At 57.5% G+C, this 12,961-nt stretch carries 13 protein-coding genes; 11 read left to right on the top strand and 2 right to left on the bottom strand.

Annotation, left to right across the window (positions count from 1 at the left end; genetic code table 11):
• Positions 1–103 precede the first annotated feature (103 nt).
• A complete protein-coding gene (locus tag H4Q31_RS17370; protein WP_185180330.1) occupies positions 104–934 on the bottom strand; it encodes a sugar phosphate isomerase/epimerase family protein in 831 nt (276 codons plus the stop codon).
• Positions 935–1,173: 239 nt separating this feature from the next.
• On the opposite strand from H4Q31_RS17370, the gene H4Q31_RS17365 reads away from it, so the two are divergent.
• From H4Q31_RS17365 to H4Q31_RS17335, 7 genes are all read left to right on the top strand, one after another.
• The gene (locus tag H4Q31_RS17365; protein WP_311771753.1) at positions 1,174–2,166 is read left to right on the top strand and encodes an SDR family oxidoreductase; all 993 of its coding nucleotides are present in this window, start codon (positions 1,174–1,176) and stop codon (positions 2,164–2,166) included.
• A gap of 21 nt (positions 2,167–2,187) precedes the next feature.
• The gene (locus H4Q31_RS17360) at positions 2,188–3,081 is read left to right on the top strand and encodes a TolB family protein (protein WP_185180329.1); all 894 of its coding nucleotides are present in this window, start codon (positions 2,188–2,190) and stop codon (positions 3,079–3,081) included.
• 157 nt (positions 3,082–3,238) lie between these two features.
• A complete protein-coding gene (locus tag H4Q31_RS17355) occupies positions 3,239–4,111 on the top strand; it encodes an aminoglycoside phosphotransferase family protein (protein ID WP_185180328.1) in 873 nt (290 codons plus the stop codon).
• A 114-nt stretch (positions 4,112–4,225) separates the two neighbouring features.
• Positions 4,226–4,975 (top strand): glycerophosphodiester phosphodiesterase, encoded by a 750-nt coding sequence (locus H4Q31_RS17350; RefSeq protein WP_185180327.1) that lies wholly within the window; start codon positions 4,226–4,228, stop codon positions 4,973–4,975.
• Positions 4,972–6,171, top strand: coding sequence for an SLC45 family MFS transporter (locus H4Q31_RS17345; RefSeq protein WP_185180326.1), 1,200 nt, complete (start codon positions 4,972–4,974; stop codon positions 6,169–6,171). Before H4Q31_RS17350 ends, H4Q31_RS17345 begins: the two co-directional genes overlap by 4 nt.
• Positions 6,172–6,351: 180 nt before the next feature.
• Positions 6,352–8,232: a molecular chaperone HtpG gene (htpG, locus tag H4Q31_RS17340; protein ID WP_185180325.1), complete on the top strand. Its 1,881-nt coding sequence runs from the start codon at positions 6,352–6,354 to the stop codon at positions 8,230–8,232.
• A 170-nt stretch (positions 8,233–8,402) separates the two neighbouring features.
• On the top strand, positions 8,403–8,957 hold the full coding sequence (locus H4Q31_RS17335; protein WP_185180324.1) for an SLOG family protein: 555 nt from the start codon (positions 8,403–8,405) through the stop codon (positions 8,955–8,957).
• Positions 8,958–8,990: 33 nt separating this feature from the next.
• On the opposite strand, the gene H4Q31_RS17330 is transcribed toward H4Q31_RS17335, so the two are convergent.
• Positions 8,991–9,848, bottom strand: coding sequence for a methyltransferase domain-containing protein (locus H4Q31_RS17330; RefSeq protein ID WP_185180323.1), 858 nt, complete (start codon positions 9,846–9,848; stop codon positions 8,991–8,993).
• A gap of 223 nt (positions 9,849–10,071) precedes the next feature.
• Between H4Q31_RS17330 and H4Q31_RS17325 the strand changes: the two genes are divergently transcribed.
• The 4 genes from H4Q31_RS17325 (at position 10,072) to H4Q31_RS17310 (ending at position 12,875) form a co-directional block, all read left to right on the top strand.
• Positions 10,072–10,569: a CYTH domain-containing protein gene (locus H4Q31_RS17325; RefSeq protein ID WP_185180322.1), complete on the top strand. Its 498-nt coding sequence runs from the start codon at positions 10,072–10,074 to the stop codon at positions 10,567–10,569.
• A 471-nt stretch (positions 10,570–11,040) separates the two neighbouring features.
• Positions 11,041–11,733, top strand: coding sequence for a hypothetical protein (locus H4Q31_RS17320; protein WP_376698264.1), 693 nt, complete (start codon positions 11,041–11,043; stop codon positions 11,731–11,733).
• Between the two features lie 204 nt (positions 11,734–11,937).
• Complete coding sequence (locus tag H4Q31_RS17315; protein ID WP_185180320.1) at positions 11,938–12,153, top strand: hypothetical protein; 216 nt, start codon at positions 11,938–11,940, stop codon at positions 12,151–12,153.
• 68 nt (positions 12,154–12,221) lie between these two features.
• Positions 12,222–12,875, top strand: a complete 654-nt coding sequence (locus H4Q31_RS17310; RefSeq protein ID WP_185180319.1) for a DUF6904 family protein — start codon at positions 12,222–12,224, stop codon at positions 12,873–12,875.
• Positions 12,876–12,961: the final 86 nt, after the last annotated feature.

Below are 12,961 nucleotides of genomic sequence, written 5' to 3'. Positions count from 1 at the left end.
ACATGCGCGGCGGAACGCCAGCAGCAGCCCTCCAGCCCCCACCGCAGCAGAAAGAGAGACGTCCACCTGAGCAGACGCCTCGCTTAAGCCCTTCAGCCGCTTCTCACAGCGCAATATTCAGTTCCGCCGCCGTCTTCCGAATGTAGTCCGCCGCTTGCGCATAGTCCTCGTTCGTGTGCAGGTGCTCGATGATGAGCGACACGTCCGGGTCCAGCTGGTTCAATTCGGTCAGGAACGCGCGATAGTCCAGCACGCCTTGCCCCGGTATGACCTCATCTAGATGTACGGTCAGCTTGCCGCCCAGCTTGATGTCCTTCGCATGGCAGTTGCGAATGTACGGACCGAGCTTCGCGAAGAAGTCGCGGATCATGTCTCCGGTACGGTAATAGATGCGCGGGCTGCTGACGATGTTGACCGGGTCGAAGTGGACGCCGAAGCCCTTGCGGTCGATCGCTTGAATCAGCGCAAGGTACGAATCCGCGGAATCCGGGAATACCCAAGGCATCATCTCCAGCGCAAAAACGGTACGCTTCGGCTTCACCGCATCGATGATCTCGCGCGTCGTGTCCACGATGAGCGCGAACGTGTCATCGCTGAAGTTGTCCGGGTCCGGGCCGTCCCACTGCTCGCTCCGAGACCCCGCGATGTTGACGCAGCAGCCTGCGCCGATTCGCTCGGCTGCGTCCAGCCGCTGCTTGCAATACGCGATCGCCTCGCGGCGTATCTTCTCGTCGCGGCTGATCGGATTGCTCCAAGCGCCGACCTCCGAGATGAGAATATCGTTCGCGCGCGCCGCGGCCACATACGCGTTCAGCTCCTCCGCGTCGCTGCCGCTGACTGGACAGGGGGCTGCGCGGAAGCCCGCCTGCTTCAGGGCGTTCGCCCAGCTATCCGGAGTCCTGTCCTCCAGGAACACTTGTCCGCCTAATCTCATCCGTATACCCTCCCCTAGTTCGACCGGCGCCGCGCGGATCAGAATCGCTGCACCCGGTCCGCTTTGCGCTCAGTATAAGGTTAAACGCGCGTTCACACAAGCGGATTCACGAGAGAATGCAATGTAACCGGTTGTTCCAAATCGGATTGACAGCGTTTGCCTCGTGGAGGTATGATACTTCGTGAACGCGCGTTTACAACACCTGAGCCGGATTCCAAGTAGAAAGGGCCGGTTCAGGCATGGAGCATGTCGATAACGCGAATTTGATCAAGATCGGAATCATTGTCGCGTACATTGAGGACGCCGCGAAGCGCTATTGCGCGCTGTTTGACCTGCCGATGCAGCACATTCAATCGCCGTCGCTCACCGACCCGCCAACCGAGCAGACGGATGATCGGTACACTGGTATCGAGGCAGCCGGCGCGACACGTGCACAAGGTTCGCCAATCTGCCGCTTCGATACCGAGCAGGCGCTCGGCGTTACGTTGGGGCTGCAGGAGATCGGACCTAGATCGATACAAGGAGTGATGGCAGTGAATTTGCTCATTACTGGCGCCGGCCGAGGGCTGGGCCTGGAGATTGCTGCGGAGGCATTGGAACGGGGGCATCGCGTCTTCGCCGGCATGCGGAATCCGGAGAAGAAGAACGCCAAGCTAAGCGAGCTGACGGCCCGGTATAGCGACAAGCTGATCTGCGTGCGGCTGGATGTGACGGACGAGGACGGCATCGCCGACCTAGCGGCCGACATGAGGCGGTCGGGTCTTACGCTCGGCACCATCGTCAACAACGCGGCCGTGCTCGAAGCTCGCAATACGCCGATCGAGCAGCTCGACATGGAGGCGGTCGCCCGCTCGTTCGATATCAACCTGTTCGGCCCGATGCGGGCGGCGAAGCACTTGCTGCCGCTGTTGACGGAGAAGAGCGCGTCCTTCATCAATATCTCCTCCGAGGCAGGCAGCCTAACGAATGCCTATCCCGGCGATTATCCATACGGGATCACGAAGGCAGCCCTTAATATGCTGACCGAGCAGCTGCGCCGATATCTCAAGGATCGCGGCGTTGCCGTATACAGCGTCCATCCGGGCTGGATGAAGACGGATATGGGCGGCGAGAAGGCGCCTACCGATCCCCGCAAGTCCGCCATAGGCATTATGGACTTGATCGAGCGGAAGGTCGTGCCGGACACGCCATTTCATTTTGTCGACTATACAGGGAACGCAATGCCGATCTAATAGGGAGAGGGTGTACCGCCGATGAAGACGTTAAAGGAACCTCGCAAGCCGGAAGACCGCGGCGTCATCAGCGTTCTTGAGACCGTCGACGTCACGACGGGCGAACGCAGGACATTGGCCGAGTTCGAGCAATTGATCGAAGCGCCGAACTGGACTCGCGACGGCCAACGGCTTATTTATAACAGCAACGGACTTCTCTATTCCTTCGACCTCGCCACCGGCAGCTCGACTCCGATCGATTCGGGCTACGCCAATCAATGCAATAACGACCACGTGTTGTCCCCGGACAACGAGCATATAGCGGTCAGCCATCATACGATTGAAGACGGCCAGTCGCGCATCTACGTGCTTCCGCTAGCGGGCGGCAAGCCGACGCTGATTACGCCGATGGCGCCAAGCTATCTGCACGGCTGGTCGCCGGACGGCAAGACGCTCGCCTACTGCGCGGAACGCGACGGCGAGTACAACATCTACGTCATTCCGGCGGACGGCGGGAATGAGACGCAGCTGACGGACGCACCGGGTCTGGACGACGGGCCGGAATTCTCGCCGGATGGCCGCCATATTTGGTTCAACTCCACACGCTCCGGCCTCATGCAGGTGTGGCGCATGAACACGGACGGCAGCGAGCAGACGCAGATGACGCACGATGAGAGCAATGCCTGGTTCCCGCACGTATCGCCAGACGGGCAGTTGGTCGCGTATCTCGTCTATCGCAAGGGCGACGTGGAGCCGAACGAGCATCCAGCGAACAAGCAAGTCGAGCTTCGCATCATGCCGAGCGGAGGCGGCGAATTCCGCACGCTGACGAAGCTGTTCGGAGGCCAAGGGACGATCAACGTCAACTCCTGGTCGCCAGACAGCCGGCAGCTTGCGTTCGTCAGCTATCGGTTGAAGCAGCAGGAGGCGTCGTAACGCCGCTTAATTATTAGGCTGTCGGTGCGCCAGCGCCGGCGGCCTATCTATTTTTGCATCTCGATTTATAGCCTATTTTATAGTAAGGTGATCGTAGCAGAAGAGTCAGTTATCCCGCATTATCTAAAAAAAAGAATGGGAGGGATACCGCATCAGCGTGGATCCGACGAACATTCAGTGGAGCGAGCTGGACCCGGCGGTTCGGGAGTCGTTCGAATCGGCGAAGCCGGCGATTCTTCCGATGGAACAAGGCTTCGAGGCGGAAGTCGTTAAGCTCGCATCGGGCGAGAGCGCGTTCGTGTTGAAGGTCTGGAACAAGGGCAGCCGCCCCAACATCGAGCATCAATACCGGCTGCTTAAGGCGCTGAGGGCTGCAGGAATCAACGTCTCCAAGCCGCTCGGCTGGGGGACTGACGAGAACGGGAACCAGGCGCTGCTCACGTCATTCGACGGCGCAACGCCGCAGCGGCTGGATGGGAAGTCGTTGGAGCGAATCGCGCGGCTGCAAGCCGCCGTCCATCGGATATCGGCAGAGGATTTGGAGGGGATCGGGCTTCCCCGATTCGGCATCATTAACCACTTCTTCGTTGGTTTGAAGGAGCAGCCCGATCTTCTTCCGATCGTTACGGAATTGGCCGAAGAGGCGCCGATCCGGGAGGACCAATTGATCCACGGCGACTTCCACTTCCAGAATCTATTGGAGCGGGACGGGACGTTCACCGTTATCGACTGGACGAACTGCCAGTTAGGAGATCTGCGGTATGATATCGCTTGGTCGCTGACGCTGATGAAGATCTACACATCGGATCGGCTGGCGGCGAAGTATCGGGAAGCTTATCTGGCGGAGATCTCCATCCCGCCAGAAGAATTGGAGCGGTTCGAAGCGCTCGCTATCCTGAGATGGATTCTGTTCAACCGCCGGGGAGGCGTCCCGCGCCTGCCGCAGACGATGAAGAGAGTGAAAGCGCTTATCGCGAATTCCACGCGCTTGCGCGACCGGCTGATCGCCGATTTTCCGCCCGTTCGATGAACTAGCGCGCGGGGCTGTCCACTTTTTTTAACAATCGATTAACCTATCTCCGATCTAGATCCTGTATAATCCGGGTATTAGCCCAATTCAACTGCCCATATGGAGGTCAACTCATTGATAACCGTTCTGAACATCGCTCATAGAGGAGCATCTGCCTATTGTCCGGAGAACACGATGGCCGCGTTCAAGCGCGCGCTTGAGCTCGGGGCCACCGGCATCGAGACTGACGTGCAGATGACGTCGGATGGACAGCTGGTCTTGATTCATGACGAACAGCTGAAGAGAACGACCGGTTCGCCGAAGCTGGTGAAGGACGTGACGCTGGATGAGCTGAAGCAGCTCGACGCCGGCTCCTGGTTCAGTCCGCAATTCGCGGGCGAGCGCATTCCGACGCTGCGGGAGCTGCTCGAACTCGTGAAGCCCCATGACGGCGTCATGGTCAACATCGAGCTCAAGAATACGATCGTGCTCTATCCCGGCATGGAAGAAGCCGTTATGGAAGAGATTCGGTATCAGGGCATGAGCGACCGAATTGTCCTCTCCAGCTTCAATCATTACTCGCTTGCCCACTGCAAGCAGCTGGCTCCTGAGGTGAGGACAGGCATTCTGTATATGGAAGGCTTGTATGAGCCTTGGGAATATGCCGCGCGGATCGGCGCGGATGCGCTGCATGCTTACCATTACGCGGTGCTGCCGGAGTGGGCGGCGCAGGCGGCGGAACGCGGCATCGTGTACCATCCGTGGACGGTGAACGAACCGGCCGAGATGCAGCGTCTGCTAAGTGCGGGCGCGGCGGGCATCATTACGGATTACCCGGATCGGCTCGGCGAATTGCTGAAGAAGTCGGAGGCTCATGACGGATGAGAAAAACGTGGCTGCTGGGCTTTGGATTCTTCAGCATCAGCATCACCTGGGCGCTCTACAACGCCTTCGTGCCGTTCTTCCTGGATTCCTACCTTACCAGTACAGCGCTGATCGGCTTCATGATGACAATCGACAACTACTTCGCGCTGTTCCTGCAGCCGTGGATCGGCAGCCGAAGCGACAGGACGGAGTCCCGGTTCGGCAAGCGCATGCCATATCTGCTCATCGGCATGCCGCTGGCCGCGCTGTTCGTCATTCTCGTTCCATTCCACACGAGCTTCCTGACGCTGGTGCTGTTCATGGTGCTCATGAACCTCTCGATGAGCATCTATCGGTCGCCGACGATCGCGCTTATGCCGGACATCACGCCGGAGGCGAAGCGGACCAAGGCCAACGGCATCATTAACTTCATGGGCGGCGTCGGCGGCATTCTCGCTTACGGCGTCGGTTCGGCGCTGTACGGGGCGCACAAGTCGTTTCCGTTCATTGCGGCTGCGGCGATCACGCTGCTGGCCATGTGGATATTGTATCGGACGATTCGGGAGAAAAGGGATGGCGTCGTCGCGCCCGCGCCGGCTTCCGAGCGGATCCGCTGGCGCGGCGAGCTGGACCGGACGACGGTTCTGCTGCTGCTCGCGATCTTCTTCTGGTTCGTATCGTACCAGGGCGTCGAAGCGCTGTTCACCCTGTATGGCAAGCACCATCTGGGCTTAAGCGAAGACGCGGCCGCGTTCTCCTTGACGTTCTACTCGCTGTTCTTCGTGCTGTTCGCGATTCCGAGCGGGTGGCTCGGCAACCGCTTCGGTAAGAAGCGGATCATTCTAATCGGCGTCTGCGGCTTGTTCGCCGTCTTCGCGCTCGTTCCGCTCATCAAGGGGCTGCTTCTGCTTCGGGTGCTGCTCGCGTTCGGCGGGATCTTCTGGGCGTGCATCAACATCAACTCGTACCCATTCGTCGTCTCCACCGGCGCCGAACGAAGCATCGGCACTCGAACGGGGCTGTATTATCTAGCCTCCTCGCTGGCCGCGATCTCCTCGCCGCCGCTGCTTGGCCTGGTCATCGACAAGTTTGGTTACGCCTCGCTGTTCGTCTGCGCGTCCGGCGGCATGCTGGTGGCGCTTCTGTTCCTGCTGCTCGTCAAGCACAAAGGCCAATCAGCCGATTCGCGCCCAAGCGCGGCTTCGGTCGGGAACTGAACATAGACAGAAGAAAACCGTGCCCCCGGCACGGTTTTTTGCTTATGGCGGACGACGACGCCGGTTGCGATCTAGCCGGTCTTTCTTGACTAGGCATTTTCGAATATGCTATATAAATGAGGGGTTAGCACTCGTTTATCTAGAGTGCTAAAGTGATTGTTAACGGGAGGAGATCCTCGAATGATGAAGCACGAATTCAAGGCGGAATCGAAGCGGCTGCTGGAGATGATGATCAATTCCATCTACACACAGAAGGAGATTTTCCTAAGAGAATTGATCTCTAACGCGAGCGACGCCATCGACAAGATTTATTACAAGGCGCTGACGGACGATAGTCTCGTCTTCGACAAGGACAACTACTACATTAAGATCACGGCCGATAAATCGGCTCGCACGCTGACGATCTCCGATACCGGGATCGGCATGACCGAGGAAGACTTGGAGAGCCACCTCGGCGTCATCGCCAAGAGCGGCTCGCTCGCGTTCAAGCAGGAGAACGAGGCGAAGGAAGACCACAACATCATCGGCCAGTTCGGCGTCGGCTTCTACTCGGCGTTCATGGTGGCGGATACGGTGACGGTGATCAGCCGGGCGCTGGGCGCAGATCAGGCTTACAAATGGGAGTCCCAGGGCGCGGACGGCTACACGATCACGCCGGCGGAGAAGGCGACGGTCGGCACGGAGATCATTCTGCGGATCAAAGAGAACACCGAGGAAGACCAGTACGACGAATATCTGGAGGAATATCGGCTGCGGGCGATCGTGAAGAAGTATTCCGACTTCATCCGCTACCCGATCAAGATGGACGTCACGAAGCATCGTCCGAAGGAAGAGGGCGACAAGGAGTTCGAGGAGTACCGCGAGGAAGAGACCATCAACAGCATGGTGCCGATCTGGCGGAAGAACCGTAATGAGCTGAAGGACGAGGACTACGAGAACTTCTACAACGAGAAGCGCTACGGGTTCGACAAGCCGCTGAAGCATATTCACATCAACGCGGATGGCGCGGTCGTGTACAAGGCGATCCTGTTCATCCCGGAGACGACGCCATTCGATTACTATACGAAGGAATACGAGAAGGGGCTTGAGCTCTATTCGGGCGGCGTGCTGATCATGAACAAATGCGGCGACCTGCTGCCCGACTACTTCAGCTTCGTGAAGGGCATGGTCGATTCGGAGGATCTGTCGCTCAACATCTCCCGCGAGATGCTGCAGCATGACCGCCAGCTGACGCAGATCGCGAAGCACATCAAGAGCCGGATCAAGAGCGAGCTGCAGAGCCTGCTGAAGGACGACCGCGAGAAGTATGAGAAGTTCTACCAGTCGTTCGGCCGTCAGCTCAAGTTCGGCGTCTACAACGACTACGGCGCCAACAAGGACACGCTGCAGGACCTGCTGCTGTTCTATTCCTCCAAGGAGCGTAAGCTGGTGTCGCTGGACGAATACGTCTCTCGCATGCCGGAGGACCAGAAGTACATCTATTATGCGACCGGCGAGTCGAACGAGCGCATCGAGAAGCTGCCGCAGACGGAGCTTGTCGCCGACAAGGGCTATGAGATTCTGTACTTCACCGACGATATCGACGAGTTCGCGATCAAGATCCTTCAGAAGTACAAGGAGAAGGAATTCAAGTCGGTGTCGAGCGGCGATCTGGGCATCGAATCGGACGACGAAGCCGAGAAGAACGAGGCGGATGCCGATGAGAACAAGCCGCTGTTCGAAGCGATGCAGGAGATTCTGGGCGGCAAGGTGAAGGCGGTCAAGGCATCGAAGCGGCTCCGGTCGCACCCGGTCTGCTTGTCGGCTGAGGGCGAGCTGTCCATCGAGATGGAGAAGGTGCTGCGCGCCATGCCGGACAGCCGGGACATCCAAGCCGACAAGGTGCTGGAGATCAACGTGAACCACGACGTGTTCAAGGCGTTAAAGGTGGCGCACGCAAGCGACCAAGAGAAGCTGAAGCTGTACACGGGCCTTCTGTACAACCAGGCGATGCTGATCGAAGGGCTGCCGATCCAGGACCCGGTCGACTTCACGAACGATATCTGCAAGATCATGGTGTGATGGTATTCTGCACCGGCATTGGCCGCATCGGCTGGTGCCGGTTTTTTCTTGCGCAAGCCTTGGACCCAAGAGGGCAACGTGGTTCACTACATTCAAGCAGCGTCGACTTGCGTTGCCCGGATCGCAAGTGATAGGTGGCATCGCAATCGATTTCGCGGTATGCTTGATCCATGAAGAATCTTCTCGTAACGGGCTATCGGGCCCATGAACTCGGCATCTTCACCCGGAAGCATCCGGGGATTGAATATATTCGCGGAGCGATTCAGAGGAGGCTCGTCCCTCTCATCGAGGAAGGCTTGGAATGGGTCGTCACGCCCGGCCAATACGGCGTTGACCTATGGGCGTGCGAGACGGTGATCGAGCTGAAGAAGCGCTATCCCGGTCTTAAGCTGTCCATTCTGGCAGCCTACGCCAATCCGGACGAGAAGTGGAATGAGGCGAAGCAGGAGCACTATCGGGAGGTTCTCAAGGGCGTCGATTATTACGGCTTCGTCAGCAAGCAGCCCTACAGCGGCGGCTGGCAGCTCAAGGCGAGGGACGACCTGCTGCTGCGGAAGACGGACGGCATGATCCTTGTCTATGACGAGGAAGCGGGAGAGGGCAGTCCGCGCTTCTACAAAGAGAGAGCCCTCCGCAAGCAGGCCGCGGAAGGCTACGGTTATATTGCGATCGGCTCGGACGAGATTCAGTCGGTCGCGGACGAGAGCCGCATGGCCGATTGGTGAGGAGAGTCTTGACGGAGTATAAAGGTGTTTGGCTTATTCTCCGAGAGTGATCGAATCGGCTGAGGAATGATGGCACGACTCGGTGAGCTTCACGCCCTCGACGGTTAGCATGTACATCTCCATCGCTTCCGCGCCATTCTCGATCCAATGCCGGTATTCCCGTTCCGCCAGCTCGTACGCTTCCTTCGCGATGAAGCCGTCGCGCGCCATCTGGGGTCCCCGGCTGGCAGCGGTGTCTGCCCAGATCGCCATCCGCCGCGCGAAGTCCGGATCGCCGCGCTTCGCGATCTCATGCGTAGGCGTGACCTGGACATCGTCCAAGCCGGCTTCACGGAACAGCTCCGGCAGCCGGTCGGCGATCGCATTGTCCAAGCCGGCGTCCTGGCGCCAAGCCAGATAAGCGGAATAGAAGCGAAGCATGCTAGCCGGCGGCTGCGGGTTCCAACGGATCTTCTCATGGTTGTAGTCGGCGACCACAATCCGTCCGCCTGTGCGGGCGGCGGCCTTCATGCCTCTAATCGCAGCAGCCGGATCGGCAAGCCAGACGAGCAGACGGGCCGCCGTCACGACATCGAACTCGCCGTCGTAGGTCAGCTGTCCGGCATCGCCGACGTCAAAGCGGAGTCCTGGTACATCCTCATGTGTCCGGCGCGCTTGTTCGATCAGAGAGGCGCTGTTGTCCACGCCGACGACGCGGCCTTGCGGTCCCGCCGTCTGCGCGATGCCTCGCGTGATGGCGCCTGTCCCGCAGCCGACGTCCAACACGGACATCCCCTTCTCCAGCAGCTGCGCAAGCCTTGGATGAGATGCTTCCAACGTACGCGAATTCAGCACATTCGTTAATTTTCCCGTTAATGCCGTACCCTCGGCCGCACGTTCCCTCTCGTTCATGTTACCCCTCCTTATTCCTATAAATTGTAAATCCCGCTGCGGTTCGTTTGGAAATATATAAATACTATTTATTCAATAGATATAAACTATAATCCAGGATAGAGGCTATTTACTTGCCGATTGCCGCGTCGCCGCAAGTTGCCCGATTCGAACGGATTCAGGTACAATAAGCACGACGATAAGCTGCAGCACAAGCAACACAAAGCAGAGGAGATCATCGCGAATGTCACTAGAGATCGAACGGAAATTCCTGCTCACCGAGCCGCTGGAGGCAATCAAGGCCACCGGCAAGCTGGCGGTCCGATCCGAACAGCGGATCGAGCAGACCTACCTCGCCATGGACGAGACGCAGGAGCTTCGCATTCGGAGAATTACCGATCTGGCCACGGGCCGGAAGGAATTTACGCATACGTTCAAGCGGGGCAACGGCATGGTGCGCGAGGAGGTCGAGTATGAGATCTCGGAGAGCATCTACGAGCAGATCGCGGGAGCCTTCGGCGCGGTGCCGCTGACGAAGAACCGCATCACGGCGGATTGGGAAGGCATCGGCGTGGAGATCGATATTTACGACCAGCTCGACCTGACCGTCGTTGAAGTGGAATTCGCGTCGGAACAAGAAGCGAACGCGTTCGAGCTGCCCTACTGGTTCGGCCGCGACATCGGAGCGGAGAAGCAGTACAGCAACAAGACCGTGTGGCGCTCGCTGCAGAAGCGGGCGTAGTAGACGACGAGGATATCAACTCACGCCGGCTCCGTGATCCGACTCACGCCGGCTCCGTGATCCGACTCACGCCGGCTCCGTGATCCGACTCACGCCGGCTCCGTGATCCGACTTCGCCTAACCCGGACGACCGCACCTCAAGGCGGCTTGGATTTTGTACGATTAATCGTACAAAGAGAGTTCATAACCGTCTGGCACAGCAGTTTTGTACGATTAGTCGTACAAATATAGTCATGCGTGTGGGGGATGGGGATTATTTGTACGATTAGTCGTACAAAGGCGGGTATACAGGGGTAAGTCCTTTAAAGGTAATGCGAATTATCATACAAAGTTGGTTCAGGAGCATATTTCCCTTGCTAGCTGGAAGTAATTCGATTAGCATAGACTTAACTCAATACAGTGTGGCGAAGCATGCCCCGATATTCCTTCTAACGTGAAGGGAAGTCGGGGCTTATTCTTATATCGGAAAGGGTGAAGCGATTGAGCTTTGAGATGGAACATGAGAAGTGGATGAAGGATCACTTGTCCAAGCGTCACGGGGAACGAAAGGATGCACTGAGAAGAGGGCATGGATTCGGCAATCAACTGTTTGTTGAGAAAATATGGTGGCCCTTGGTGGGACACTTCGCAGGTTTGCATCCGGAGTATGAAATGAAAGACTGGCGGGGAAGGCCGTATTTTGTGGACTTCATTTGGATCTTAGGCAATCTTCGTCTCGTGTTCGAGATCATGGATTATGGTTCGCATGGCACGGATCGTTCGAAATACCGAATGGATCTGAATAGGGGACTCTTCCTTCAGTCGCTGGAATGTCACGTGATCTCCATCCCCCTCGACGAGATGAAGGAGAATCCTTCGTTCATCCTGGCCATGGTTCGAAGCATTATAGCCCCTTATCTTGTGGCAGCGGATGAGAAGAACGGAGCGATCCGTCGTAAATATACGAAGATCGAACGTCAGCTAATGCGGCTAGCGATTCGACACAATCGTGTCATTAGCCCGGCAGAAGCGGCGAACGAACTGGAGATTCATAAACAAACGGTTATTAAGTATTGCCGAAGCCTTGTAGCAAAAGGGAAATTCCGCGCGATACCAACAGGTACATTTGGCAAAATATATCGATACGAATACATGGGCTCGTTGCACAGTCCCGATTTATTATGAATGCTGCCCAGGTTTAGACGGCTAATCTGATGACGCCGCCGGGCCAATGCTGTGGCGAATCCGGATAAGCTGAGGCATCTATAGGCAAGCAAGTTGGACATACTGGGGGTAAATGCGCTGCGCCCGGCGATTATGGCTGGAATCCTTCGCCCGGAAGGCTTACAATAAGACGAGCCAATATCCATCGTTCGAGGGTGAACCGACATGACCGAAGAGAACAAGCCAGACGCGGCGCAGGAGCAAGCGAATCAGCCGCAGCGAATCAGCTTGGCGGATGCCATGAAGCGCAAGCTGGAGCAGAAGAAGCAAGCCCAAGCCCAGGCGAAGGGCGGCAAAGACCATTTTTCGACCGAGACGAAGAAGATGAAGAGCCAGATCAACAAGAAGCCGAACAATCAGAAGAAGCGCACAGGCGTGTAAGAGGTGCGGAACTTCGCCTGCAGTGGTAGAATATTGAGGTACTGAAACGGAACAAAGGGAGATTGTCCATGATACAGGTAAAAAGCACGCCGAATCACGCGGGAGCGATCGTATCCGGAGACGCGCAGGAGCTGGAGACGCTTCGCGAAGCGCTGGAGCGGGTGATCGGCGAAGAAGGCGAGCATCCGGCATCCGAATCGGTGCGCGTTCGGGCGGCGGCGTTCGTCTCGGCGCTTGGCCATGCGAGCGCGTCCGGAGACAGCGAGTCGAAGGAAGGCGTAAAGGTGCTCTGGCCCGAATTCTTATTCCTGTCCGTGTCGCTGAACGGATTTATTAAGCAGTTGTATAAGAAGAACAAGGAGCCCGGCTGGGAGCTGACGCTAGCGAAGGTGCGCAAGTTCCAGGAGAGCATCATTGACGGCCTTCGCCGGTTCTTGCCGGATACGGCATATCAGCAGACGGCCAGCTCGCTCGGCGCTCACGTCTTCCTGGAAGCAGGGTACATGACGCAGTTCCTGGATGGGTTAAACGCGGAATTCCTGGAGATGAATGCGGATCAGCGATTGGCCGGCATCCCGGTCATGGCGCGCCGGATCGCGCTTCAGAGCGAGGACTACCGCAAGACGAAGAACTCCATTCTCGAAGCGGCGAAGTTGTACAAATATCCGGTGGAAGAGATTCGCCTGCGGGAAGAAGTTCCGAATCCATATCAAGTCGTGTGAACATAACTGTGTGAACAAATCTTAGATGCAGCCTCCTCAGACGGGTTGAGGGACTGCATCTTAATTATTAGGAGCTATTCCTGTAA

Source organism: Cohnella lubricantis, assembly GCF_014212015.1.
Lineage (GTDB): Bacteria > Bacillota > Bacilli > Paenibacillales > Paenibacillaceae > Cohnella > Cohnella lubricantis.
The sequence above is the reverse complement of the archived record's forward strand: the minus strand, read 5'-3'. Positions and strand labels throughout refer to the sequence as shown.